Annotated in this window: 27 protein-coding genes; 13 read left to right on the plus strand and 14 right to left on the minus strand. The window is 46.3% G+C overall.

Features of this window, described 5'->3' with window-relative positions:
• Window positions 1–54 precede the first annotated feature (54 nt).
• Window positions 55–675, minus strand: coding sequence for an FAD-dependent oxidoreductase (locus tag J2Z28_RS30565; RefSeq protein ID WP_244988623.1), 621 nt, complete (start codon window positions 673–675; stop codon window positions 55–57).
• 434 nt (window positions 676–1,109) lie between these two features.
• Here J2Z28_RS30565 and J2Z28_RS30570 point away from each other — a divergent pair, with 434 nt between their 5' ends.
• A complete protein-coding gene (locus J2Z28_RS30570) occupies window positions 1,110–1,781 on the plus strand; it encodes a 3'-5' exonuclease (protein WP_017690193.1) in 672 nt (223 codons plus the stop codon).
• Between the two features lie 57 nt (window positions 1,782–1,838).
• On the opposite strand, the gene J2Z28_RS30575 is transcribed toward J2Z28_RS30570, so the two are convergent.
• The 3 genes from J2Z28_RS30575 to J2Z28_RS30585 all read right to left on the minus strand — a co-directional run bounded on the left by J2Z28_RS30575 (window position 1,839) and on the right by J2Z28_RS30585 (window position 4,041).
• Window positions 1,839–2,810, minus strand: a complete 972-nt coding sequence (locus J2Z28_RS30575) for a helix-turn-helix transcriptional regulator (protein ID WP_211085721.1) — start codon at window positions 2,808–2,810, stop codon at window positions 1,839–1,841.
• A 151-nt stretch (window positions 2,811–2,961) separates the two neighbouring features.
• Window positions 2,962–3,666, minus strand: coding sequence for a hypothetical protein (locus J2Z28_RS30580; protein ID WP_017690195.1), 705 nt, complete (start codon window positions 3,664–3,666; stop codon window positions 2,962–2,964).
• Window positions 3,667–3,873: 207 nt separating this feature from the next.
• Complete coding sequence (locus tag J2Z28_RS30585; RefSeq protein ID WP_179086441.1) at window positions 3,874–4,041, minus strand: hypothetical protein; 168 nt, start codon at window positions 4,039–4,041, stop codon at window positions 3,874–3,876.
• A gap of 330 nt (window positions 4,042–4,371) precedes the next feature.
• On the opposite strand from J2Z28_RS30585, the gene J2Z28_RS30590 reads away from it, so the two are divergent.
• The 6 genes from J2Z28_RS30590 to queF all read left to right on the plus strand — a co-directional run bounded on the left by J2Z28_RS30590 (window position 4,372) and on the right by queF (window position 8,503).
• Window positions 4,372–4,827: a hypothetical protein gene (locus tag J2Z28_RS30590; protein ID WP_211085722.1), complete on the plus strand. Its 456-nt coding sequence runs from the start codon at window positions 4,372–4,374 to the stop codon at window positions 4,825–4,827.
• Window positions 4,828–4,845: 18 nt separating this feature from the next.
• Window positions 4,846–5,550, plus strand: a complete 705-nt coding sequence (locus tag J2Z28_RS30595) for an AIM24 family protein (protein ID WP_036668803.1) — start codon at window positions 4,846–4,848, stop codon at window positions 5,548–5,550.
• A 373-nt stretch (window positions 5,551–5,923) separates the two neighbouring features.
• Window positions 5,924–6,604, plus strand: coding sequence for a 7-cyano-7-deazaguanine synthase QueC (gene queC / locus J2Z28_RS30600; protein WP_211085734.1), 681 nt, complete (start codon window positions 5,924–5,926; stop codon window positions 6,602–6,604).
• On the plus strand, window positions 6,601–7,092 hold the full coding sequence (queD, locus tag J2Z28_RS30605) for a 6-carboxytetrahydropterin synthase QueD (protein WP_036611465.1): 492 nt from the start codon (window positions 6,601–6,603) through the stop codon (window positions 7,090–7,092). The genes queC and queD overlap by 4 nt, the downstream gene beginning before the upstream one ends.
• The gene (gene queE, locus J2Z28_RS30610) at window positions 7,085–7,858 is read left to right on the plus strand and encodes a 7-carboxy-7-deazaguanine synthase QueE (protein WP_211085723.1); all 774 of its coding nucleotides are present in this window, start codon (window positions 7,085–7,087) and stop codon (window positions 7,856–7,858) included. The genes queD and queE overlap by 8 nt, the downstream gene beginning before the upstream one ends.
• Before the next feature lie 153 nt (window positions 7,859–8,011).
• Window positions 8,012–8,503 (plus strand): preQ(1) synthase, encoded by a 492-nt coding sequence (queF, locus tag J2Z28_RS30615; RefSeq protein ID WP_076319044.1) that lies wholly within the window; start codon window positions 8,012–8,014, stop codon window positions 8,501–8,503.
• 153 nt (window positions 8,504–8,656) lie between these two features.
• Here queF and J2Z28_RS30620 read toward each other — a convergent pair whose 3' ends face one another.
• On the minus strand, window positions 8,657–8,869 hold the full coding sequence (locus tag J2Z28_RS30620; RefSeq protein ID WP_211085724.1) for a hypothetical protein: 213 nt from the start codon (window positions 8,867–8,869) through the stop codon (window positions 8,657–8,659).
• 242 nt (window positions 8,870–9,111) lie between these two features.
• Between J2Z28_RS30620 and J2Z28_RS30625 the strand changes: the two genes are divergently transcribed.
• Window positions 9,112–10,386 (plus strand): MFS transporter, encoded by a 1,275-nt coding sequence (locus J2Z28_RS30625; RefSeq protein WP_047841924.1) that lies wholly within the window; start codon window positions 9,112–9,114, stop codon window positions 10,384–10,386.
• Between the two features lie 421 nt (window positions 10,387–10,807).
• On the opposite strand, the gene J2Z28_RS30630 is transcribed toward J2Z28_RS30625, so the two are convergent.
• The 8 genes from J2Z28_RS30630 to abnA all read right to left on the minus strand — a co-directional run bounded on the left by J2Z28_RS30630 (window position 10,808) and on the right by abnA (window position 20,011).
• Window positions 10,808–11,296 (minus strand): prolyl-tRNA synthetase associated domain-containing protein, encoded by a 489-nt coding sequence (locus J2Z28_RS30630; RefSeq protein WP_211085725.1) that lies wholly within the window; start codon window positions 11,294–11,296, stop codon window positions 10,808–10,810.
• A 58-nt stretch (window positions 11,297–11,354) separates the two neighbouring features.
• Complete coding sequence (locus J2Z28_RS30635; RefSeq protein ID WP_211085726.1) at window positions 11,355–12,200, minus strand: EcsC family protein; 846 nt, start codon at window positions 12,198–12,200, stop codon at window positions 11,355–11,357.
• Between the two features lie 195 nt (window positions 12,201–12,395).
• A complete protein-coding gene (locus J2Z28_RS30640) occupies window positions 12,396–13,376 on the minus strand; it encodes a glycoside hydrolase family 43 protein (RefSeq protein WP_211085727.1) in 981 nt (326 codons plus the stop codon).
• 858 nt (window positions 13,377–14,234) lie between these two features.
• Window positions 14,235–15,653 carry an arabinan endo-1,5-alpha-L-arabinosidase gene (locus J2Z28_RS30645; RefSeq protein WP_211085735.1) on the minus strand — a complete coding sequence of 473 codons (1,419 nt, stop codon included), beginning with the start codon at window positions 15,651–15,653 and terminating at the stop codon, window positions 14,235–14,237.
• Between the two features lie 56 nt (window positions 15,654–15,709).
• A complete protein-coding gene (locus J2Z28_RS30650) occupies window positions 15,710–16,552 on the minus strand; it encodes a carbohydrate ABC transporter permease (RefSeq protein ID WP_036611483.1) in 843 nt (280 codons plus the stop codon).
• Between the two features lie 26 nt (window positions 16,553–16,578).
• Window positions 16,579–17,469, minus strand: coding sequence for a carbohydrate ABC transporter permease (locus tag J2Z28_RS30655; RefSeq protein ID WP_036611613.1), 891 nt, complete (start codon window positions 17,467–17,469; stop codon window positions 16,579–16,581).
• Between the two features lie 157 nt (window positions 17,470–17,626).
• The gene (locus J2Z28_RS30660) at window positions 17,627–18,967 is read right to left on the minus strand and encodes an ABC transporter substrate-binding protein (RefSeq protein ID WP_211085728.1); all 1,341 of its coding nucleotides are present in this window, start codon (window positions 18,965–18,967) and stop codon (window positions 17,627–17,629) included.
• Between the two features lie 132 nt (window positions 18,968–19,099).
• Window positions 19,100–20,011: an arabinan endo-1,5-alpha-L-arabinosidase AbnA gene (gene abnA / locus J2Z28_RS30665; RefSeq protein WP_211085736.1), complete on the minus strand. Its 912-nt coding sequence runs from the start codon at window positions 20,009–20,011 to the stop codon at window positions 19,100–19,102.
• A 397-nt stretch (window positions 20,012–20,408) separates the two neighbouring features.
• Here abnA and J2Z28_RS30670 point away from each other — a divergent pair, with 397 nt between their 5' ends.
• The 4 genes from J2Z28_RS30670 to J2Z28_RS30685 all read left to right on the plus strand — a co-directional run bounded on the left by J2Z28_RS30670 (window position 20,409) and on the right by J2Z28_RS30685 (window position 23,689).
• Window positions 20,409–21,326 carry an ArsR/SmtB family transcription factor gene (locus J2Z28_RS30670; protein ID WP_017690213.1) on the plus strand — a complete coding sequence of 306 codons (918 nt, stop codon included), beginning with the start codon at window positions 20,409–20,411 and terminating at the stop codon, window positions 21,324–21,326.
• A 272-nt stretch (window positions 21,327–21,598) separates the two neighbouring features.
• Complete coding sequence (locus tag J2Z28_RS30675) at window positions 21,599–22,516, plus strand: helix-turn-helix transcriptional regulator (protein WP_211085729.1); 918 nt, start codon at window positions 21,599–21,601, stop codon at window positions 22,514–22,516.
• An 82-nt stretch (window positions 22,517–22,598) separates the two neighbouring features.
• A complete protein-coding gene (locus J2Z28_RS30680) occupies window positions 22,599–23,108 on the plus strand; it encodes a DinB family protein (RefSeq protein ID WP_211085730.1) in 510 nt (169 codons plus the stop codon).
• A gap of 11 nt (window positions 23,109–23,119) precedes the next feature.
• Window positions 23,120–23,689, plus strand: a complete 570-nt coding sequence (locus tag J2Z28_RS30685; RefSeq protein ID WP_211085731.1) for a YdeI/OmpD-associated family protein — start codon at window positions 23,120–23,122, stop codon at window positions 23,687–23,689.
• Between the two features lie 79 nt (window positions 23,690–23,768).
• On the opposite strand, the gene J2Z28_RS30690 is transcribed toward J2Z28_RS30685, so the two are convergent.
• On the minus strand, window positions 23,769–24,632 hold the full coding sequence (locus J2Z28_RS30690) for a helix-turn-helix domain-containing protein (protein ID WP_211085732.1): 864 nt from the start codon (window positions 24,630–24,632) through the stop codon (window positions 23,769–23,771).
• A gap of 170 nt (window positions 24,633–24,802) precedes the next feature.
• Here J2Z28_RS30690 and J2Z28_RS30695 point away from each other — a divergent pair, with 170 nt between their 5' ends.
• Window positions 24,803–26,317, plus strand: coding sequence for a glycoside hydrolase family 43 protein (locus J2Z28_RS30695; RefSeq protein ID WP_211085737.1), 1,515 nt, complete (start codon window positions 24,803–24,805; stop codon window positions 26,315–26,317).
• Window positions 26,318–26,518 lie beyond the last annotated feature (201 nt).

Below are 26,518 nucleotides of genomic sequence, written 5' to 3' on the forward strand. Positions count from 1 at the left end.
CTGCGTAGAGTATTTGGTCGTACTTCTATTTTACGCAGAGAGTCAAGCGTGTCTCTATTTACATTTCATGGAACTAGTTTTGGGCAAGTACAGTTCTTTAGTTATGCTCATACCCGTTATTGTCTTGTGATCTCCCGTAGATTGTTCAGTAAGGGGAACTAATTCCTTAGCATTCATCAACAGGTCAATATTAGGTTCAGAACGAACCATCCGATAGAAAATGTTAGCCGCTGTATTGGTATCAAATGAACTACCCTCGATCTGGTCAAACCATTCCTGGAAGATGCCTTTGTTCAAAAAGTCAGGCTGCCGCAAACTACTCAATAACTGCGGTTGTTCAGGGGAATAATTTAGATCCAGCGTATTAAGGCCTCCCTCGGTCAACAATCCTCCCAACATGTTGCGATCTCTTGCTTCCACCAGCAATACACGCATCCCATTACGAGCAGCAGATAAGGCAGCAGTAATACCTTCCGGATCCGTTCCAGCTACAATAACGTTATAGGAATCTTTCAGGTTTAGTGTAGATTGCACGTCCTCCAAAGGCTGCCATACATAATTATTATTAAATTTATAATTTTTGTTCCAAATATAGAATGCACCATATGCAGCGCTCATTAAAACAATAAACACACTGGCTGTAATTGCTGTTATTTTCAATTTTCTACTAATCAAAGAAACAAACCTCCATATGTACTTTAAATTCAATAATACTAACTCGTGAGTAGTTTTCCTATGTTACACCAACAACCGACTAACTTTTTCTCCTTTCCTACATGAGTATGCTATAAATAATAAAAAACTCCCCAACACTTCAAACCATGTTAGGAAGTTTTGATAATAAGACGGAAAATTCTAATTTTATGTTGCCATAAATACTAACAAAACATAGGAAAGTCCCTAACTTTCCTCATTATAACGACCACTTTTGGCGAAGTAAAGACTTACCAAAACCGGAAATGCATCAGAAAGATCATTAAACACTCAGACTGTTCGTTCATCCTGACTACAATGAATTCTCTGGCGATGGCTGACATGGCAGCACGTTCCCTGTAATATAGAGAAATAGAAATCTATCACAGGTATTAATCGATAAAGGAGCTTGTCCTATGCCATATATCATATATGATCTTGAATTCACGGTAAGCCGCAATACTCGCTATTCTTCTGAAATTATTGATATCGGTGCCGTCAAAGTTACGGAAAGTGCGGATGGATTGGTCGTAACGGATACGTTCCATACGTATGTTCGTCCTTCCAACAAGTCTGTTCTGTCCACTGACACGATTCAGTTTACAGGTATCACCCAGAAAGATATTGATGCAGCCCCCCTTTTTCCGGCAGCATTGAACCAATTCATTGCTTGGATGGGAAGTGATCCCTATTACATGTGTTCCTGGGGACCCGATGACCGCAGCAAACTGATCTCTCATTGTCGCACCCATCAACTTGATGTGGCCTGGATCACTAATCATAACGATCTCCAGCAACAATGGTCCCGCACCGTTCGCAAAGAAGGCAAGTTCCGTCAACTCGGACTCGCGCAGGCTCTTGAAATCTGTGGCATCGAGTTTGATGGTACCCAGCATCGTGCCTTGGATGATGCCATCAATACAGCCAAGGTGTTTATGCATCAATTTGACCGATTCACCCTGGAAAACAACTGTGCAGCCGATGATGAGGGCATTACATCCAAGGTTGTCTATTCCAGCTCCACAGAAGATGAAGAAAAAGAATCTCCATTTGGCAATCTGGCAAGCCTTTTCAAAACCAAAGAGTAACTGTCCAAAGCACAGTACTTAATCATGTTTTGCCTTAGGATGGATGGCATTCTAATCTCAACTTTTATTGTACAATTGTTGCCAATCATTCAGGCGTTCTTTCATCTTGATGCGGCAGATCTCAGGTTCGAGGATTTCCGCATCAGGTCCATATTTAGATATCCATACAAGAAATTCGTCAACATCACTTAATATGGCTTCAAATAACAGGCTACCTTCCGGTTCTATGGTTAAGACGGGGCGTATAAAAAATTGCTCCTGCATCACACGCTCTACAGCATGGGGTGCAAATCGAATTTTGAAAGCAGTCCACTCCGTACTTCCCTCGTATGCCCAAGGAATGCGGAAGTGCGATTGCATGAGATAATCCTCTTTGCGAAACGTGCGTGGCAATATCCGTATCTTTTGCAGCCGGCTCACCTGAAATATTCGAAGTTTCTCCGACAGGTGACAATACCCTAACAGCTCAAATCTGTATTCACGAGGGATAAGACAGTAAGGATCTATACGTACGATCCCTTTTTTACCTTGAGACAGATACTCCCCTTCAATGGTGTTCTGTGAAATGCCAGCCTGAAGCAGGGTAATCAGGGATTGATTCTGCGAATCGTTGTTTTCATTTTGCCATGCGGGCAATCCCGCTTTGAACAATCCACTAATTTGCTCCGACCATTCCACTCGTTCTGTTTTGTTTTTCTGACTCGCAGCAACCACTTTCTCATAAGCGCTCTCAAAAGCAGGTTTCAGCAAAGGACGAATATTCTCCATAACTTCAGCAAGATGCATGAAAGCTTGGGCCTCTTCATCAGACCAATTTAGCGGATACATGGCAAAATGGCTGATAAACATGTACCCTTGTCCGTGTCCCATATTGGCGATCGGGATATGCATTGCACTGAGGGCCTCCATGTCGCGGTATATCGTCCTTTCCGTCGTCTCGCATCGCTGGGCGAGCTCACGTGCCAGTATGCCCGGCTTGGCCTGCACCAGCGTTATAATGCGCATTAATCGGATTAGTCGGTCTGTCATTTTGCCGGACCCTCCACGATGTTGTTTCAATAAATTCGATACAACTCCATCCATAGTTTAATATGATATTGATACATACATTCGACCTTCTCCTAAACTTCACCTTCAAATATGTAGACTCTCTCTATACCGTTACCAACTGAAATTATCCCTATTCGCCTAATATCTTTTTTTCACGATCATGATATCCGGTTGTAAACGTTATCTCATAGTGATAACGCAACTTTTCAACGATCTCGGCTTCCGCGTAATAGTCCAGATCTTGCTTCCGCGCAGCTTCAATTAACAATGCATCAGCATGACGACGTAACATATTACTTCCCTCTTGAACCCGGCCTCTTTCGTAGGCGCGCAGGGCTTGTTTGATCAGGGGCACGGTTTCACTTAATTTGATCGTCTTCTCCACCTTGGGATCTTCCGGCTGTCGCAGCATGCCCAGATGACTGGTGTACTGAATATACAACTGTTCTCTTCGTAACAATACACGTTGACTTTGCTTCAACTTCCTTGTGCTCCAGTAGGCTGAACATACGGCAGCTTTTCCTGATACACGGGGTCCCATAACGAATTCAAGCAAAATTTGTTTACTTTCTCCCTTGTACATATCCCCAAGCCTCAATAACCAACCAATATCCGTTTCTTTGGAACGACATCCATAGATGCCCTTTAGCTGTACTCCATATTCCGGTTTGAGCAAAAGTTCCAAATCTCTTGATACAATTTTGGGTGCTATTTTCCTAAGTCTTTTGGCAGGGGCACCGTTACGCCACTCTACCATCATATATACGGGGTCGGCTCCCCCTGTCGGTATGGCCTCTTTATTCCACGAATAAGATACTTCAAAGACTGAGTTCACTGGTAGTCTCTCCCCCGATTTATGTGTATTATCTTCTAAGTTATCAGGGTGAATGGACACTATATTGTCACGGAACACATGTTCTCATTAAATTTTTCCAATATATTAGTTTTATATCCCTAAATCCGTCTCAATACGACAATAAACGACGAAAAAGCCTGGCACTAGGCCAAGCTTATCAATCACTTATCTATGACAAGTCCCAAATTAAACAGTAGGATGATCGACTCCCATTTTGTGTAAATATTGTACGCCATCTGCTTCGTTTACCGGTGCATAGGTGACACTGTCAATGACCAGCTTACGCCCTACTGGCTCTCCATTAACAGTGATCATGATCGTTTTGGTTGATGTGTTCTGATCTGCTGTGTACATATGTTTCTACTCCTTCATGTTCACGATCTTATATTCAATCGGATATATTGGTATCGTTCATTAAATTGCGTATTTGTGAATAGCATGCACCCGGAACTGAAGTAAAAGATCTGTAAAACGGTCCGGTGTGCTTGCCTATCGTTCTATTACCCCGCAGATTTGTAAGTTAAACAGCCCTGTTCCTAAATAATTTTATATATTTCGGGTAATAAAACGATATCATATTGAACCCATCGTCCCGGTTTTGACGTATAATGTAAGAGCCGTATTTCAACAATAGACGACGAATTCGGCGATTGATCTATCTAACCGAAAAAAGAGGTGTTAACGATGCCAAAATCCATTCAGGGTTATTTCATTCGGGTGTTATTCACCACATGCATTCTATTTACCGTATCGATCGCTTCGACAGTAAGTGCGGCCAGTGCCAATATTTTTACGGATATATACAGCGGATGGGAGCGAGTCTCCGAACTGCCCGGGGAAGTGAACGCCTTGCAGGAAAGTTATAAGCAAACGATGGAGCAATTAAATCAAACGTCCGCTCAGTTGGGACAAGCCCAGGCCAATGTCGAAGCATTTAAGACCCAGAACGAACAACTGCTGGCTCAGAACCAGAAACTCACTGAAATGGTAAGTAAATTACAGGACGACCAGAATGCCAAAGCAGCTGCTACCAAACGAATTCAGACGATGATCATCACTGTCGTTTCTCTCATATTGGGTTACTTTGTTCTGATTCGTGTGATGCGCTGGGGAATGCGTCGCCGTTCGGGCCGAGTATAAAAGAACAGGAGCAACTGCATGAACATACACCTGAACAATGCTGAAGCAGGCGGAGCTGGACAAGTCGTCACATTTTCACTGATTAAAGATGACCGCCTTCATATTTTGCATCCGCAGCAAATTGTGGCCTTCCGCGGTCCAAGTGGGAGTCGCAATGATAAATTCATGAATATCACGGGCATATATCGCAAAAAAAAGCTGATTAAATCCGAAATCACCGGACCTTGCCAATTTGTGGCTGCCCTGCCTCCCGGATTCACGATGAAGGAAGTGGAGCTCACGGAGGACAGTGATCTGCTCTATGACTTCCGCCACCTGTTCTTCTACTCTGATGGTGTAACCATGCATACCAAAATCCAGAAAATCAAAAACATGCTGATCACACGTGATGCAGTGAAAATGAAATTTTCCGGCAAAGGCAAAATCGGATTGCTCACTCAAGGCCAGGTCTGCCAACAGGAACTTCACCCAACAGCGCCGCTCTATGTGGATGCTGGTAGTATTATTGCCTATCCCGAAAATGCACATCTGGAACTCACCGTATATGGTAACAACCTTGCCAGTCAGCATATGAATTATCATTGGAAGATGACAGGACATGGATCTGTACTCTTTCAGGCTGGACGTGAGAATCATCGCTTGGAACAGGATCTCAATGATGAGGGACTGTTCAAACGAATTCTGAAAGAAGTGATCCCTTTCGGCAATGTATTGATTAAATAAGCTGTTAGTTGATGGAGCCGACCGATTAGCTGCCACTATGCTCCAGTGGGGTGGTCACCACACCGTTTCATGTTATAATGGTTCAGACAATTGAAGAAGAAAATCCATGCCTACGGCATGGGAGAGGTTCGCGAACTCCCTCTATAAGACTTGACCATGTGATGGTCAGTATAAGTCTTGCGTACACGTTGCGGTCACTATGCAATCATGTACGTAAAAAACTAAGGACACTTACTCATGCCTGCTTTTTTGAAGCGGTTATCGAGAAGGTGTGTTTTTTGATGGATGCCAGTTCATGAACTTCTCTGTTCTTCCGACACTCTATGCCTATGTGCATGGTTTGATCTCAAGAAGATAGAGAGGTTTTTTTATGTTGAGCGAAGAAAAAGCAGTCGTTGTATTCAGCGGCGGTCAGGATAGTACCACGTGTCTGTTCTGGGCCAAACAACAGTTTGCCGAAGTCGAGGTCGTTACGTTTGATTACGGTCAGCGCCACAAGCTGGAGATTGAATGTGCAGCCGAGATCGCTCGTGATCTGGGCGTACAGCAAACGGTACTCGATATGAGTCTGTTAAATCAGCTTGCCCCCAATGCACTCACTCGCACGGATGTGGAGATTACGCATGAAGAAGGCGAACTGCCAAGTACATTTGTAGATGGTCGGAATCTGCTGTTCCTCAGTTTTGCAGCCATTATGGCAAAGCAAAAAGGAGCACGTCACCTGGTTACAGGTGTATGTGAGACGGATTTCAGCGGATACCCGGATTGCCGGGATTCATTTGTGAAATCGATGAATGTGACGCTTAACCTGTCCATGGACTATCCATTTGTCATTCACACCCCGCTCATGTGGCTGGACAAAGCCCAAACGTGGAAAATGGCCGATGATCTAGGTGCCTTTGGTTATGTCCGTGAGCGTACCCTGACCTGTTATAACGGCGTGATCGGCGATGGATGCGGAGATTGCCCCGCTTGCAAACTTCGCAAAGCCGGATTGGATCGTTATGTACAGCAACGTACTGCTGCTGAATCGGCGGGAGTGGATGTACGATGAGAGAGCCGGGAACATTCCGTATTGTTGAGCATCTGCAACGTATCGGAGAAGATATTCTACCCACCCAGCTGCGCTATCACCGCAAACGTGTGCTTGTAAGCAAAGAATTCACCTTTGACGCAGCACATCACCTGCATTGTTATGAAGGCAAATGCAAGAACTTGCACGGTCATACGTATAAAGTTATTTTTGGCATCAGCGGTTATCCGGGTGAAACCGGGCTGACAGTTGATTTTGGACATATCAAAGATATATGGAAAACTCAAATTGAGGGATATCTGGATCATCAGTACCTTAACGAGACACTTCCTTTAATGAATACAACGGCTGAAAATATGGTCGTTTGGCTATTCGAACAGATGGAACACGCGCTCCAGACGGAGCCTTATGCCGGGCTGACTGATGGTGGGCGGACAGAGTTTGTCCGACTCTTCGAGACACCCACCAGTTACGCGGAAGCGAGACGGGAGTGGATGATCGATGAGTAGTGTGACACACCAGGTGAATGAGACGGGCTCTCGCAAAGAGGCTCGTATTCCCGTGATGGAGATTTTTGGTCCGACGGTTCAAGGCGAAGGCATGGTCATCGGACAAAAAACGATGTTTGTTCGTACCGCCGGCTGCGATTATCGCTGCTCCTGGTGCGACTCGGCCTTTACCTGGGACGGCAGTGGCAAGGACCAGATTCGAATGATTACGCCGGAGGACGTATGGGAAGAATTGCGCCGCGTTGGCGGCACCCGTTTCTCCCATGTGACCATCTCTGGCGGTAATCCCGCCCTGCTCGCTTCGCTGGGCGGGTTGGTTGCCCTGCTGCGGGAGAACGGCATCCGCACCGCAGTGGAGACGCAGGGCTCTCGCTGGCAGCCTTGGCTGACGGACATTGACGAAGTCACGGTCTCGCCTAAGCCACCCAGCTCCGGCATGGACACCAATTGGGCCGTGCTGGATGATCTGATCGGACGGCTGGCCGCTGGCCCGGTAGAACGAAGTCACAGTCTGAAGATCGTGATCTTCGATGAGACAGACCTGGACTATGCCCGCCGTGTGCATGCACGGTATCCGGGCACGGATTTATTTTTACAAACCGGGAACCCGAATGTGACTTCCGCCGATACGCCAAATCTGGCGTCCTCACTGCTTGCTCGTTATGAGTGGCTGATTGACCAAGTCAGTGCATCCAATGACCTGAATGATGTTCGTGTGCTTCCACAGCTTCATACGTTGGTATGGGGCAACAAACGCGGGGTCTGATGGGCAGTATGGGTGGAATGGGCGGCATGACGTAAGAAAGAAAACGAGATGCAGCAAGCGTAATAAAGTGAATTTACATTGCCGGCTGATTCGCCTATTTATATATACCGCGAGGCTTCGGCTTTGACGGAAACAAGGAGCGTTTAATAACCGATGAGACAACCTGATGAGATGCAAGATGTGACGTTGCTGGGTAACCAGAACGTAAAATATACGTTTGAATATGATCCGGGCATTCTGGAGAGCTTTGATAACAAACATCCGTACCGCGATTATTTTGTGAAATTCAACTGCCCGGAGTTCACCAGCCTGTGCCCGATTACGGGTCAGCCGGACTTTGCAACGATCTATATCAGCTACATTCCGGATGTGAAAATGGTCGAGAGTAAATCACTCAAGCTGTACCTGTTCAGCTTCCGCAACCATGGTGATTTCCACGAGGATTGTGTGAATATTATCATGAACGACCTGATCAAGCTGATGGACCCGCGCTACATCGAAGTATGGGGCAAATTCACACCGCGCGGCGGCATCTCCATTGACCCGTATACGAACTACGGCAAGCCGGGAACGAAGTACGAACAGATGGCCGACCACCGCATGATGAATCATGATATGTACCCGGAGACGATTGATAATCGTTAAACTGGCGGGTACATAAACTCTGCTATAACTAAAATAAATTATAGGACACAGAAAAGCCGAACTCTTCAAAACCTGAAGAGTTCCGGCTTTTTCTTTGGTTAGTGTACACCTGTATGAGACTAAGTGTCTCAACGCAATTGGATCGCAGCGCATTCAAGTAGACTGATCTTCCTTTAGTTCTCTGACTTTTTTGACGTAATGTCTCAACATCAGCACACCAATCGATTGAAAAATGATAAATATGACGATGGCAGCAGATAGAGATTTTGGTGCAACATAGACAGCCTGAAACGTTATTACAGCCATATACAAAATAGTCATCACCAACTCACGTTTGGCGGATTCATAAGGTGATAAGGATTTCATATCCATCCCTCCTCTATCCTTCTTACACATAAATATGGGTCTTCTTACAGTAGATGCTAAAGTAATACGTTTCATTTGTAAATGTAATGGCTATAAAAACATCTATTGAATTCGTCAACGTTTTCCCTTGTTCCCCTTGTCGGTCCAATCAATCTATCCTATTATGTAACAATATGCTTACACGCATATATTACAACATCAGGCGCTGATCCCTCGTGACCGCGACCAAAGGAGAATTGTACATGTCTACACAAACCTCATTAACCAAGGACGCCACAGCGCGTTCGAAAGCCCCACCCGGATCGGATGCCCAAAGCACCGTTTACCGGATACTCATTGCCATCAGTTTGGTTCATCTCTTCAATGATTCGATCCAGTCGGTTATTCCAGCCATTTTTCCGATTCTGAAAGATTCCATGCATCTCACGTATACTCAGATCGGATGGATCTCATTTGCTATTAACTTTACCGCATCCATTATGCAGCCTGTCGTAGGCTGGTTTGCTGATAAAAAACCGACACCATCTATCCTGCCCATTGGCATGGGTTTTACATTTACCGGCATGTTGCTGCTGGCTTTCGCTGACAGTTATATGGCTGTCCTGATCTCCGTTATCTTTGTCGGTCTAGGTTCCGCCGCTTTCCATCCGGAAGGTTCACGGGTATCCCATATGGCTGCTGGTCAACGCCGTGGACTGGCACAGTCCATCTTCCAAGTTGGTGGTAACGCCGGGCAGTCCCTTGCCCCATTGCTTACACGCTGGATCTTTATCCCGTTTGGACTGTTCGGTGCCATTGGATTTACAGGCATTGCTGCCATGGGGATTGCAGTTCAGATCTACATAGCCCGTTGGTACGGACGTATGCTGCAATCGGGAGGATATCTGCGTAGACAGGCTGCTGCACGTCGTGCACCCAATCCTGCTTTGCGCAAAAAGATTACTGCCGCCATTACGCTATTAATCTTGCTTGTCTTTGTTCGTTCCTGGTATATCGCTTCCATCGGCAGCTTCTATGCGTTTAATCTGAAAGATACTTTTGGATTGTCCACAGAGGACGCGCAGATCTATATCTTCTTGTTCCTGGCTGCTGGAGCACTTGGTACGTTCTTCGGAGGCCCACTGGCAGATCGATTTGGCAAACGTAACCTGATCTTCCTGTCCATGGCTGGAGCTGCTCCGCTGGCTCTGTTGCTGCCCTATGCGAATCTGTTCTGGACAGGTGTACTGCTAACCATTATTGGTTTTATCATGTTATCCAGCTTCTCGGTTACGGTTGTATACGCGCAAATGCTGATTCCAGGGAAAATCGGAACGGTTTCCGGTCTAATTACTGGTCTGGCATTTGGTATGGGAGGCCTGGGCGCACTCGTGCTGGGGAATTGGATTGACGTCTTCGGCGTATCACCCGTAATGCAGATGTGCAGCTTCCTGCCCCTGCTCGGGATCTTCACGTTCTTGCTTCCATCCGATAAATTACTCAATATCTGGGCGAAAGAAAACGGTAGTGAAGAGTAAAAAATACATCAACAGGTGTCCACTTTTTATTCTATATTAGATCCATTCCTTACGTGGCAGCATCGCCTTATAAGACGTTATCTTGCGCTAACGAACCTGACAGCACTTATTTGAACGAATACTGCCGGTTTCGCAATCTAAAGAATCTGAGCAACGCTATTCCTGAGAAAAAGTCCGAAAACCTTGGAATGTGCGTGTGAGATGCAGAAATAACATGTCTGAGATTCTTTAGAAATCGGGATTAGTGAAATATCGCCGAATAACGTCTGCTGAGTTCGTTAGATTTCACTTTAGTCACCAACATTTGTAGTCTAAATAAAATGTTTGAACCATAACAAAAGGGTTCTTGCCAACTCTGTATTCACAGACTGGCAGGAACCCTTTTGTTATATATGTTTTTCTCGTATTTAGCTTCAACCGTTTATTCCACGTCACACATGACAACGCTGCTACCTTGAGCTGTAATCAGTTCCTTCACATCTTCAAATTCAAGAAATACCGTTGCCGTATTTTCCATGGGATGAATTCCAATTTTCTGACCAACTAAATCCTTGTCAAAAACTACGGTCACGTTTTTCTGAATATTATTGAGAACCCCCATAGGGTTGACGTGCCCTTTTTCCAATCCGAGGAACTCCAACAAATCCTTTTCACTGGCAAAACTTAATTTGCGGCTAGGTATCTTTTCGCTTAAACTTCTCAAATCAACTGACTTCGTTCCAGCAATCGTCACCAGATAATAGTTGCGCTTCTTGTCATCACGCAGAAACAGATTTTTAACGATACGTTCTGTATGTGGAATCTGATAAGAGAATATTTCCTCCATCGTGTATACTGCGGGATGTTCAATACTTTTGTAAACAATATTATTGCGATCTAAAAGATCATAGAAACCCTGTTTGTTTAACATATCAAATTCATCTCTTTCAATATAAATATTCTTCTATAATATGACTTCTTCTGTAATATTACTTCAAACGCTGAAGGATCAGCCGTTTTTTGTACAACATTTTGCCTGCTTCGGCTACATCTCGAATTGTATTTTTGTTGCTCACCGAACCAAATACCATGCCGGCAATCGGCACGAGTTGGAACAGCTTCTTCCAGCCAAAAGATTCACTGTAGGAGTTAAACACTTCCCGCCACCCCTGCATCTGCGATACCACTTCAATGGGTTTGTCGGGATCATCATAAGCGGCCAGTTCTTCAATGATCGCTTTTTTACCTACAATATCAGCGGAAGAGAATTGCAGACATTTGACAATAAAGATGCGCTCCAGCGGTTCATCTGGATCATAACCGTAACATAGAGCCATCTCCTGCAGTACCTTCAAGGAAAGCCCCATCACCATCGGAATATCTGCTGCAATGGTTACAATGCCACCAAACCCTGTAGCTGCTCCCTGAGCCGCGGCAAACTTGGTTCGACTCTCGGTAATGTTATCAGCCACCTGGTCCAGCACCTGAAGTGGCAGATTCTCTACACTATGAATCTTCGCTGTCCCCTCCGTTTCAGCATCCTGCTCCAGACGATCGGTCGTATCCATCATGGAATAACCGGACCTCTCGGCTTCCTCTTGCAGCAACTTGGCTACTTTTTTCTTTTGTACGAGGAACTTGCCCCCATTCTGCACATACTGACCCACGTCGTTCAGGGAATCTCCGATCTTCTGTTTTAACGCTTTAGGCATCACTTTATCCAACATCGCAAAGGGCAAACGCCCAATTTTATCCCAAATAAACAAGTCTTTCTGCTGTTTCTCCCATTTCAAAATCTGTTCAAGTTCCTTGTCCAACGTCTCGCGTGAATCCATATGTGATCCTCCTAATAGGTTCTGCATCGTAATCTGTATCTTTCTCATACGCAGAAATCATCGTTGTGGTTGCTTTGTTTTGTGTCCAGGACACATATGTTCAGGCCACTCTATCTTATCGTTTACATACAGAAGAGCCCCTAATCAGCAACACTCGCTAACTAAGGGCTCTCGTATTTAAGGTTTCACTACCTCTTATTTTGCTTCCGCTACTGCGCTGCCATCCGGTGCCGGAACACCGAAATCAGGTGTGCCATCTTCACGCCAACGAATCACTTGAGCACGGGCGTGACGGTTCGGATCATACAAGGGATCACCCTCGATGTCTTTGTAATTACGCGCATGATAAATCAGAATATCAGTCTTGCCATCCGGTGACACCGTAAAGCTGTTATGACCCGGACCGTATTGGCCGTTCGCTTCACAAGTCTGGAATACCGGCTCGGGTGATTTCACCCAGCTGGCCGGATCAAGCAAGTCGGCATTTTCATCTGCGGTGAGCAGACCCATACAATAATTGTAATCGGTCGCGCTTGCCGAGTAGCCGATAAACAACCGCCCATTCCGATGCATCACGGCTGCTCCTTCATTGACCTTAAAGCCGATGATCTCCCAATCATACTCTGGCGTAGAGATCATAACCTGTTCGCCGCGTAGCGTCCATGGGTTCTCCATTTCGGCAATGTACAGGTTGGAGTTGCCCACAATATCGGGATCTTTCTGTGCCCAGACCAGATAGCGGATTCCCTTATGTTCAAAGGTTGTTGCATCCAGCGCGAATGATTCCCACCGTGTGTGTATCTGTCCCTTTTCTACCCACTCTCCTTCGAGTGGATTCGCGGAATCGTTCTCCAGAACATACATCCGGTGATCGAACAGTCCTTCGTTGGTCTCACTGGTGTGAGCCGCAGCGTAATGTATGTACCATTTTCCATCAATAAAATGAATCTCCGGTGCCCAGATGTTGGCACTCATTGGCCCTGTGTCACGCTTCGTCCAAGCCGTTACCGGCTCAGCATCTCTTAACTCTTCCAACGTCTCTGCTCGCCGGATTTCGATCCGGTCAAAGGCTGGTACGGAAGCGGAGAAATAATAGTAACCATCTGTATGACGGTACACCCACGGATCAGCGCGCTGCTCCAGGATAGGATTAGTAAATGTAATAGAATCAGTCATGGGAATGCTCCCCTTTCAAATGTTGTTTGGCTCGAAGTTGGGGAATGTAACCCAATTGCGCAAAAACGAAAACCTTTTTGGGTTGTGCACAGCGGACGTTCGGGGGTGGTAGGGCCTTGGTGCTCTCTTGTCCTCCGATTTCTTTTTCCCACCGCTCCTGGCGGTTGAAATCGGATGCCAAACTCGCTCCTGCGGCTCCTTCCTCCCCCTCACTGCTTGTGCACCCTCGGAGCGGCAGTTCGCTCTTACCGCGCTCGCTGGGTCACAACCTCACTTCGAGCCTTTTTGTTGGCTCGGTTTTATGGGGCCGACCGCTTCGCTTGGTCGACTCTCCCCATATTTAGTGCATGATTGGCCTCAGACATAGGCCAACTTTGTCATGCACAGCGGGCGTTCGGGGGTGGTAGGGCCTTGGTGCTCTCTTGTCCTCCGATTTCTCTTTCCACCGCTCTTGGCGGTTGAAATCGGATGCCAAACTCGCTCCTGCGGCTCCTCCCTCCCCCTCACTGCTTGTGCACCATCGGAGCGGCAGCTCGCTCTTTTCGTGCTCGCTGGGTTACAACCTCACTTCGAGCCTTTTTTGTTGGCTCGGTCTTATGGGATTGACCGCTTCGCAGGGTCAACTCTCCCCATGTAATGCAGGGCTAGCCGCAGAGCTATTGGCCGGCTTTGTCATGCACAGCGGACGCTCGGGGGTGGCAGGGCCTTGGTGCTCTCTTGTCCTCCGATTTCTTTTTATCACCGCTCTTGGCGGTTGAAATCGGATGCCAAACTCGCTCCTGCGGCTCCTTCCTCCCCCTCACTGCTTGTGCACCTTGGCGCAGCAGCCCGCTCTTACCGCGCTCGCTGGTCAACCCCTTACTCAGCAGCGCTGATCTGCTTGCCCCAGACCGCCACGCCGTGGTCATCGAGGCCTGTCACCACCAGCGTGGGCTGGCTTCGCTCCCAGTCCCAGGACGGCAACAGTTTCAGCTCTTCCGTGGAAGCTCCGCCCCATGGGCTTTCTTTCCACTTCAACGTCAGTGTTTGTTTGTCATCAAATGTCCAGGTTCCTGAACCTTTTTCGCTTTTAATTTTACCGTTGCTTGTTAGGGTATAAGGCACGGCTTGAATCTGTCCGTCCACGGACGGATCAAGCGTCATACCTTCCCACTCCCCGGCCAGCATGGACTTCGGAATGTCCTGTGCAGTCTCACCGGCGTAACGCTCCGGTGAAACCACAGGCCAGCCATCCTTCGTCCATAACATTTTGCGTACATGCAGATATGGCCAGTTTTTATCCGTCTCACCCCGTGCATGATGCACGATGTAATAATCGTCTCCGTCCTTCAGAACGGAGTTATGTCCGGGCGCAACCCAGCCCTCGCCTTCTGTGAAGCGGTAACCGCCGAGAATTTTGGTGCCGATCTCATATTGCGGCAGATGATCCGTATCCAGCATGTTCATGCCATTCATGTCCGTGTACGGTCCTGTGATTGAATCAGCACGCGCAACCCGCACGTTATAATCTTCGAACAAGGAATCATAGGAGACGAACAAATAATACTTTTTGAACTCCGGGTTATACACAATGTATGGACCTTCCACTGCGCCCTCTTCAGTTGCACGATCCCGAGCAGCAATGCGAGTACCGTAACCCTCGTCCTTGAATTTCCCGGTGTCGGGATCAAGTGGCGCAATGTAGATTCCGTCAAAGAATGAACCGTATACCATCCACGAATTACCCTCGGCATCCACAATGGGATTAGCATCAATGGCATTTAATTTGTCTTGTTCATTCGCAGAAGTTTGCACAACGAGTCCTTCATCTGTCCATGGACCTTCGGGAGATGAGGATGTCTGAAGACCAATAGCCGACTGGGTACTGCCAAAAGAAGAAGCCGAATAATACATCCGATAGGTATCACCAGCCTGAATCACATCCGGTGCCCACAGATTGACCGCACCCGTCCAGTCCAGCGCTTCTTGCGGAATCCCGGGCAGAGCCTGACCTACCCATGTCCAGTTAATCAGATCATCTGATTTACGTACCATGACGCCGGGTTTCGCTTCTCCTGCTACACGAACGTCTGTGGAATAGACGTAGTATCCCTGGTCTGTTTTGATAATGGCCGGATCATGCGCATTGTTCACCGTCCAGCGTGATTCATCGTCCAAAATGGAAGTGTCATACAACTGAGTATCTTGAGGAGCTTCAGGAAAGACGGGACGGGACACCGTTTCTCCTGCTCCTTCTCCGGAACAACCTGTAGCTCCAACAACCAACAATAACAACATGGAAGCAACCACTCCTTTTCCTGAATTCGACCACCGTCGGAATTTCTTCCGCTGGTTCATCCCTTCACTCCCGAAATGGCAACCGACTCAATAATCTGTTTCTGGAAGATCAGGAAGATGATTAATACAGGTAACAGAGCCACAATCGATGCCGCCATAATAAGCGGGTAATCGGTTTGAATTGCATACGTGGCATTAAAGTTTGCTATAACGAGCTGTAACGTCTGCTTCTCCGGTGAATTGAGATAGATAATTGGTGCCAGATAATCGTTCCAGATGCCCATGAACCAGAGAATCAACTGTGCAGCAATCGCCGGTTTGATGAGCGGGAACGTAATACTGGAGTACAGCCGGAAGTAGGAACTTCCATCGATTTTGGCTGCCTCAATAATTGCATCAGGTACACTAAGCAGGTACTGGCGCAGGAAGAAGATCATGATTACGTTACCGAACAGGCCAGGAACAATCAGTGGCAATAGCGTATCCACCCAGCCCAGCTTCGCAAACATGATGAATTGCGGGATCATGACTGTTGGATAAGGAATCATCATGGATGCCAGCAACGCGAGAAACAGTTTGTTTTTGTGTGGGAATCTTAACTTGGCAAAAGCAAAGGCTGCGATACTGGACGTAAACGTACCCACCACCGTTACACTCACCGCAACGATGAGACTGTTTTTGATCCCGCTGAGCAGCGGTCCTGCTTCCCAGATTTCTTTATACTTTCCAAATTGGAATACTTCAGGTATCCATACAGGCGGAAGCGCGAACACATCCTGCTTCTCCTTCAATGACGTGGACAACATCCAGATCAGTGGTGCAATCATCGCAATCGCCCCAATCGCGAGTACGATAAAGATGATCGAGTTTGTTAATTTCCTCTTTTGACTGTAAGACATCTCCGGTTCACTCCTTTCCTTGACAATCAATCCCCATCATAGGCTGATTTTTCGTTCATTTTGAATTGCACCAGGGTAATGACAAAAATGAAAATACCAAGAATCATGGCCATCGCTGAGGCATAACCCATCTGCAAGTTACTGAAGGCCTTTTGCCAGATGTAGAAAACGATCGATGCCGAAGAATATTCAGGACCACCAGTAGGTGTCATAATGTTCATCTCGGTGAAGATCTGGGAACCGCCAATGATATTCGTAACGATGAGGAAAAAGGTAACCGGCTTCACCATAGGCCAGGTGATATTGCGGAAGATTTGGAACCCGTTCGCTCCATCCAGCTCAGCCGCCTCGTAGTATGTACGTGATACACTCTGCAGTGCTGCCAAATACAACAACATCGTGTATCCCAGGCCTTTCCACACCGTCATAATAATCAGAGCCGGTTTGACCGTGTCTTTGTTCGCGAGCCAGTTAGGCCCTTTGATCCCAAACAGGTCAAGGAACTGGTTCACCAGACCGTAATCCCCGTTGTACGCCCAGTTCCACATGATGGACACCGCAGCGAGGGAAGAAATGACCGGAATGTAATAGATCACACGGAATGTCGTTGTGCCAGGGATTTTACGATTCAGACCCATCGCCAGCAATAATGCGAGCAACAAACCAATCGGAATACCGAGCATCAGGAAGAATGTATTAAACATCGCTTTGTAGAAGAGGTCATCCGTGAGCAAATCCTTGAAGTTGGCCAAACCGATAAAGTTCATCTGTCCCAGTCCGTCCCAATCCGTAAAGGAACCATAAAGGGAGTAGAGGAACGGGAACATGACAAAGATCAGCAATCCAAGAATCGGAGGTAAAATAAACAGATATCCGTACAGCATCTCTTTGCGATACAAACTCGATTTCGTAATCACGGCGTTCACCCCTGTTTCTAGTATCAGCATGTGGCATTCTTCGATTGAACCTTGTCGATCAACGAATGCCACATGCCCGTATGGAATCCAATAAGTTCCAATACGAATGATGCCAGCAGCATGATTGCAGGCTGCCGGCATCACCCTTTCCTATCTACTATTTCTGAGATTTCTTTTCTTGTTCTACCGCTTTGTCGAGCAGTTTTTGCATTTTCGGTTGTTGCTGCTTCACATAGTCTGCGGCTGTAATCTTACCATCCAATACCGGCTGGATGTCCGTGAAGAACAGGTCATACCATTCCGCATTGTACGTGTAGTTACCTGGCAGAGCCCGGCCGTAATCTTCAACGATATCAATGAATTCCTGTTTGTTGGCTGGTTTTGTGGATGTATCTTTGGCCCACTCGTCTGCCATATCAAGCAAGTTCGGAATCTGTACCTTGGCATCTACCAGTTGTTGCATGCCTTCCTTCGAAGCCGTGAGGTAGTTCACCAATGCTACTGCTTCTTCTGGATGTTTTGTCTTCGCGGATACTCCGATTCCCAGAGATCCGATCCACGTTGCCGATTTACCAGTCGATCCCGCAGGGAATGGCAGCAAATCATAATCGAAAGGCAATTTCTCAAATGTACTCATATCCCATGGGCCTACAGGGAAGAAAGCCATTTCACCTTTCATCCAGCGTTGATACGTATCCAATGTTTGCGCTTCCTCAATGGAAGGTGTAATTTTGTATACGTTCTGCATATCCGCGAAGAATTGCAGCGCTTCAGCGAATTTTGGATCATCAATCGTAACTTTTGTTTTGGTCTCATCCAACCAGTCGCCACCGTTGCTCCATACAAAGGATTGCAGTGCCCACTGTACGTTGAATCCGGTACCGTATACATCAGGTTTACCGTCCCCATTGGTATCTTTGGTCGCTTGCTGGTTCACCTTGATGAACTCTTCCCATGTGTATGGTTTATCCTTGTCAGGGAGTGGGATGCCCTCTTTTTCAAACAACGTTTTGTTGTAGCCCAGTGCAAATGGCCCCAGATCCTTCGGCATACCGTAGATATCGCCCTGTCCTGCCATTTTTCCATCATAACGATACAGGTCCACGCCGTATTTCCAGATATTATCGAGATCCACATCCGGATTGTTTTCAATATACGAAGTGAGGTTCATCAGCACATTGCTGTTCACATACGCTTTCACGTCACCCGGATTGATATAAAATACGTCAGGCAAGCTGTTGCCTGTAATTGCCGCTCTCAGCTTGGTTGCATATTGATCCGCTGCCGTTACGATAATTTTGACTTTCACACCCGGATGATCTTCTTCGAATTTCTTGACCACCGCTTGGTATGCTTTCTGCTCGTCTGTACCGCCGCGGAACATAAATGTTAACTCCTTGTCCCCACTTGCACCGCTGCTTCCCCCGCATCCCGCGAGTACCAGCGCACTTACCAGCATAAGAAGCATAAATGTGACCCAACTCTTTTTCTTTACCATCTGAACCCCTCCTGATCTGGACTTGTAACCGTATTCAATTGGATGAAATAAGATTTCTGTTGTTAAATTTATCAAATCCAGATCACTTTAGTCAACACTTTTATAAAACATTTTATATTTATATAAAATAAATCAGTATTTTGGCCAGCCATTTGAGTCCCAAAGCAAGTCATTAATCAGCAATTTCGGATTGCCATTATCCTCTGCATCATAGGCATGTCTTGCGATGACATTGCCGTTGTACACGTCCTGACCACCTGGACCTTTCCACTTCACATTGCCTGTATCCAAAATCGTTCCGCCACCATTCAGCATATTAACTCCGTTTTTGTCCACATAAGGGCCTGTTATACTGGTCGAACGTCCATAGACCATTTTGTAGGTACTGTTCACCCCTTGGCAGCAAGAATCGATGGAAGCAAACAGGTAATAATAACCGCCACGATATACAATACTTGGTCCTTCAATAGCACCTCCGTTATTCGGGCGCGCAGCAATGGAAGTTATATTTCCCGTCGGTTTCATCGTATTTTTGTCCAGCTTGACAATCTTCAGACCGCTCCAGAAAGAACCGAAGGCCAGCCATGGATTGCCTGAAGCATCAATGACCAGATTCGGATCAATGGCATTATAATTATTGGCGGTCGTGGTTTGAAGCACCAATCCTTCGTCCTTCCATTGCCCTGCACCGATACTGTTCGCAGACGCAAGACCAATCGCAGACCGATTGGAGCCAAAGGTAGAGATCGAATAATAGAGCCATACTTTTCCGTTGTACTGCTCTACGTCCGGTGCCCATACATCCAATCCGCTTTGTCCCGGAACGGCAGAAGCCCACCAGGATGGCTTACTTAAGAAGATTTGTGGAACACGATACCAGGACGATCCATTATCGGATTTCAATACTTGAATGCCCGGGCCGGTTGAAAAGGTGTACCAGGAACTGCCCTCTTTGATAATCGACGGATCATGAACAGCGGTATCTCCGGTCAGATTCCAGAACGCCGCTAAAGCTTTTGACTGACCTGCCAGCAGTAATACCATCACAAGTAATGCCGGTAACGCCAACCGTTTCCACTTAAACCTCTTCACATTGCTTAACTTTTCCAAACCAAACTCCACCTTTCCTGATCAAATGGTTAATTAGGTTCATGAAGTATTGAATCAATTTAGGTATAATAGGATTATAAAAGCGGTTACATTACATTTCAATGGTATATTTCAAATATATGTGAACTGATTAACACTTATTTCAACCTGAATAGTGGACAAAATATAGATTATATTTTCGTATTTGCGCTATATACAAGGGTTTTGGCTTCTATTTCTCCACCCTTCCCTTCCATGAGGGAATGATTTATAATTATCTGAAATAAAACATATAAATGTGCAAATGTCTGTGTCGAAGACTTTGTTCAGAACGGGGAAAGGAAATCCACCTATGATTTATATTAAAGATCTGATGTCGGGTGTGAATATCTTCAAAGCGCTCAGTTCGGAAATCCGGATTCAGATCATCGAGCTGCTGGCCAAGAACCAAAGTCTTAATCTCAATGATCTTGCAACCAAGCTGGGACTGAGCAATGGTGCCATCACGATGCATATCAAGAAGCTTGAAGAGAGCGGATTGATCGAGATCAACACCGCCGTTGGCAAACATGGAATTCAGAAGATATGTTATCTCAATGAGGAAAAATTGATGGTTGATCTGCGTTCACAAGAGATTAACAATCGTTATGAGGTGGAAATTCAGGTCGGTCATTACAGCGATTATCAGGCTGCACCTACATGTGGTCTCGCTACCCGGGACAGCATTGTTGGAGAGTTCGATGATCCGCGGTACTTTGCTGATCCACTGCGAATTGATGCGGAGATGATCTGGCTGGCTGAAGGTTATCTCGAGTATCGGATTCCAAACTATCTCAAACCTAATCAGTCCTTTAGCGAAATTCAGTTGTCGATGGAACTGGGATCGGAGGCCCCTGGCTTTTGTGACAATTACCCTTCGGATATTTACTTCTATGTCAATGGGATTGAGATTGGCTGCTGGACAAGTCCGGGGGATTTCGGCAATACACGCGGTACCTTCAACCCGGAATGGTGGCCTCCGCACTTGAATCAGTACGGCATGCTGAAGCTGATCCGGATTACACAGGAAGGCAGCTATATCGACGGATGCCGCATCTCGGATGTGACGCTGGACCAGATTGGGCTGGATTACAAAAGCGATATTCATTTCCGCATTGCGGTTACGGACGGACCTTTGAACAAACGGGGCTTAACGATCTTTGGTAAAAACTTTGGAAACTATGGACAAAATCTGCTCGCTCGGGTTCTCTATAACGTGCAAGAAGAGTAGAGCCGGCTCTGACTATTCACTCGATATGAAGTTCGACCAATCTGCTAACGTAACTGTTCAACAGAGCAACAATCATGTGTCTTCGAAAGGGTGCTATCCAGCACTCTTTTTTTTGTTTGCTCTCGCCTAAAAACTTGTCCAATCATGTTGGAACAAAACATACTGGATGATATGAATTCTATAGACCCTCTGTAATCCTCCATGTTGTTTACCCTGGCGTGATATAATAATGGCCTGTAATGACAAAACGGAATGACGGGTGGGGATACCTTTTGAAATTGGAGCGATTAATCTCAATCATATACAAACTGCTGAACCACGAAGTATTGTCTGCTTCCACTCTGGCGGAAGAGTTTCAGGTGTCCCCAAGAACGATCTATCGGGATATTGATGTAATCTGTGCTGCCGGCTTCCCGGTCGTCTCCCATCAGGGACTCAAAGGTGGCTACGGCATGATGGACGGATACAAGATGGATAAAAGCTTGCTCGGTTCTTATGATGTGGATTCCCTGATCACGGTACTGAGCAGTCTATCCACAGTATTCGAAGATGCACGTGCACAAGGCACGATTGAACGTCTGCAAACGATTGGACCGGAGCATCAAACCTCAAGTCTATCCGTGGATCTGGAGACTCGCCGAACGGAACCTGATGCCCTTCCTCATCTGCGTAAAGGTATTACGGATCATCAGGTTGTCCGTTTTGACTACATCAATACAAAGAATGAACATACACCTCGCCATCTGGAACCGGTAAGACTTCATTTTAAATATCGTAATTGGTATGTATATGGATTTTGCCAGACACGGCAGGATTATCGCGAGTTCCGACTGTCCCGGATGATGAACGTGCAACTGACATCGGTACACTTCCAACCCCACCTTGATCTTCCCCAAGAGACGGTTCTCTCAGATCCGTCATGGCAAGATCAGGTAAGTGATGTGGTATTTCGGGTGAACCCGGAAGCGCTCGCGGAAGCCATGGATCATTTTCAACAAGCAGATAAGCAATTTCATGAGGATGGAAGTATGACGATGCGTATCCCGGTTCATCAGCCGTTACAAGCCAAGTGGTTATGGTCGTTTCTACTTAGTTTGGGCAGTGGCGCCGAGGTACTTGAACCGATTGAATTAAGAGATATTCTGAAAGAACAACTTCGTAACGCACTTAAGCTCTATGAAGAAGTATGACACGCTGTTGTCATACTTCTTTTTTTATAATGATCTCAGTAAGTAACCAAATCCCTCGCCAAATTAAAGGAGACGATCATCAATGAATCATCCGGAACAAATGTATAACTACCACGCATGGGCCAACCAAACCATCCTGGGCAGAATCAAGGAACTGCCCTCTTCTGTACTGAGTCAGGAAGTGAACAGTTCATTTCCAACCATCGCTCATGCACTCAGCCATATCTATGCCGTGGATAAGATGTGGTACCTGGTGTTAACCGGTACAGGTATGCCCGAGGCACTGCAAGCATGCATACCTCTCAATAGTGAGATTCACGGTTCTGTGGATGAGTACATCCAATGTTTTACCGACCTGTCGGCACAATACAGTGAGTGGTTACGAGGCCAAGCGGATCTGGAGCAAACCATTCTACTCGATAATCCATTTGCCGGCGTTCGCGAAACCAGCTTATCGGAAATCGTATTCCATGCTGTTAACCACGGCACCTATCATCGAGGCAATGTTTCTACCATGCTGCGTCAATTAGGGCATGCCTCCATCATGAATGACTATTCACTCTTTTGGTATCAGGAACCGGCTCAAGTATAGTTGACAATCGGATGGAACATGTACATTGTATCCCCGTGACGTCGAGAGATGAATTGAGAAATTGGTTGCAGACGCATGGAAAAGTCGAGAAATCTTGCTGGGTAATGATAAGTTTGAAACCCGTGCCGGATACCCTGCTGTATTTGGACGTGGTTGAGGAGGCGTTGTGCTTTGGCTGGATCGATGGAGTCAAAAAGAAGATATCCGAGACTCAATTAGCACAGAGATTGTCGCCTAGAAGGAAACGCAGTTCGTGGACTGAATTGAACAAGGAACGTGTCCGCCGTCTTGAAAAGTTAGGCTTCATGCATGACGAGGGTAGACAGGTTCTTCCTGTTATGGACCCGAATGCTTTCATTATTGATGTTGTGATCGAACAAAAGCTGAAAGAAGACCATCAGGTTTATGCAAATTTCATGTCCTTTCCTACCCTGTATCAAAACGTTCGAATCGATACGATCCAAAGTGTTAAGAATCAGCCAGCATTATTCCAGAGCAGATTGGATAAGTTCATAACCAACACAAAGGAAAATAAAATGTACGGTCAATGGCATGACAACGGACGGCTCTTGAACTATTGAATTTTCCCTTTTCCCTGAGACAGCAGACAGGACCTCCCTATGAGGAGGCCCTGTTTTGCTTTTTTTATTCGGTCAGGTATTAATGAGTCTGCCTGTATGTTTTGGGAGACTTGCCAAAGGCTTTCTTAAACTGACGGGTGAAATAATTACTGTCGTTAAATCCACATTCATACGAAATTTCCGTGATGGACAGATTCCCGTTTTTCAACAAATGACACGCCTTCTCCAGACGCAACTTTTGCAGATAAGAGATCGGGGTCATCTGATAATAGGATCGAAAAATCCGATTCAGATGCCTTATTGAGATATTGGACTTCCCCGCAATATCCTCTAGCGACAGTGGCTCCAGATAATGATCTTCGATAAATGAAATGGCATTTGCCAGATGCATCAGATTATTACCTTCGATCCCTTTCTCCTGCGTATCATATTGCCTCGACAAATAAACAACCATCTCCGTAAGACGTGAGATCAACATCGTCTGATACCCTTGCTGTTTACTCTGATACTCCTCAATCATGAACGATATCAGCGATTCTACATACTCCAGACTGGAAATGGATAACGCCAATTTACTCGGAAAGGAGTGAATATTACGATAAAACGGTTCCAAAACAAACAGCGCCTGGAAGCCGTTAGATTTTCTCAGATCGGGCCCAGCCGAAGCAAGCATCTCGGGACTGAACATAATGTTACAGATCCTAAAATCATGAGGGTCTTTATACGCATGATGGGTGTCACCATTAATCACAAATGCGTTTCCTTTTTTAATAAAAAATTCCTCGGTGTTCACCACATGGGTTGCATGACCATTCAGAACAATGACAAGTTCCGTAAAATCCATATGATTATGAAGCTCCATGTCCTCAACATGTCCACCGTACTGAATAAAAAACGGAAATTGTTGATCTGAAGTAAACCATCTCAAATATGCATTACTCAAAAGCATTCCCCTCCGCGAACATAGTTCGGTTGAATGTCTATATCATGCTATTCCAAGACCGAAAAATCAAGGTTCCATATACTTATAAGCGTTATAATTCGCCTTGTAGCAGGGATTTTCAATGTGTCCAGATTCATACTAAACTCTCGAAATGAATAGGAGCATAAATGATGAAATATACTAATCCGGTGATTCCGGGGTTTTATCCAGATCCGAGTATCTGTCGTGTAGATGAAGACTATTATCTGGTAACCAGTACCTTTGAATATTTTCCTGGTGTGCCCATCTTCCACAGCAAAGACCTTGTGAACTGGCGACAGATCGGCCATGTCCTCACAACAGCTGAACAACTCCCTTTAGCGAACGCAGGCAGCTCTGGCGGTATTTTTGCCCCAACACTCCGGTACCATGATGGCTGGTTCTACATGACAACAACCAATGTCAGCGGCGGCGGAAATTTTTATGTGCGTAGTGCCCTGCCCGAGGGACCATGGTCTGCTCCGATTTTTGTTGATCAGGGCGGCATTGATCCCTCTTTTCTCTTTGATGAAGATGGACGTGTGTATTTTCAAACGGCCTGTAACGGCGATGAAGGCGAAGGCATCTATCAGTGCGAGATAGACATCACGACCGGAGCCAGACTGACCAATAGTCAATTGATATGGACTGGAACCGGAGGAGCAGCGCCCGAAGCTCCCCACATGTATAAAATAAACGGCCTCTATTATCTGATGATCGCCGAAGGTGGAACCGAGTATGGTCATATGGAGACCATCGCTCGGAGCACAGAGCCATACGGACCATTTGATCCGTGTCCTCATAATCCGATTCTGTCCAATCGGAGCATGAAATCCAGCATTCACGCAACCGGTCATGCAGACCTTGTCCAGATCCAGGATGGAAGCTGGTGGGCCGTATCTCTTGGTATTCGTCCAGCTGGTTACCCTATGCGACACCATCTGGGACGCGAAACGTTCCTGGCCCCTGTCACTTGGACGGACACTGGTTGGCCGATGATCGGTGTGGACGGACATATTGAGCAGGAGATGACTGGGCCTTTGTTGACTGTGCACCCTTGGCCACCTCAGGCTACACGGGATCATTTTGACGAACCATCATTAGGCATGAACTGGATCTTCTTACGTAATCCAGCTCCGGATAGTTGGACGCTCACTGAAAATCCCGGGCAGCTCATCCTCCGGGGTAACCCGGTTTCACTCGATGATGGACAAAATCCAGCCTTTGTCGGGCGTCGATTGAGCCATTTCTTATGCAATATGACCACCAAGCTGCGTTATGAGCCAAATGCGAGCGGTGAGGAAGCGGGATTAACGGTATTTATGAATGATAAATATCATTACGACTTGGCTGTAACACAGATCGACGATCAGAAGAAAATCGTATTGCGGCGAACCGTCGGCTCTCTGCGAACCGAACAGGTGCTTAACTGTGACAAGGGGTCGGTTGTATTACAAATCAAGGCTGAACGTAATCACTTCACGTTCTTCTACCAGCAAGGTTCATCCGCTGCCATCGAAGTGGGTTCAGGTGAAACCCATCTGTTATCAACCGAAGTAGCGAGTGGTTTCACAGGTGTGATGATCGCCATGTACGCTTATGCCCCATCGAAAGAGTGTACACCTGCAAGTTTCGATTGGTTTGACTATGAACCTCTGCAAGAATAATCAAACCGCTAGATCCAATACCTTTCGATCAGGTTCGTAACTATGTAACCTCTCACTAATTTACCTTTCGCAGAAGCGTCGTGAATCTGGAAAGTCTAACGAACCCAGTGGAGCTAGAATAAAAAGTGGACACCCGTTAACGGACGGAAGGATAATAAGACTAACGGAGGTGTCCACATGGGAGAACAGCGGCAACGATAT

Source organism: Paenibacillus xylanexedens (assembly GCF_017874615.1).
GTDB lineage: Bacteria > Bacillota > Bacilli > Paenibacillales > Paenibacillaceae > Paenibacillus > Paenibacillus xylanexedens.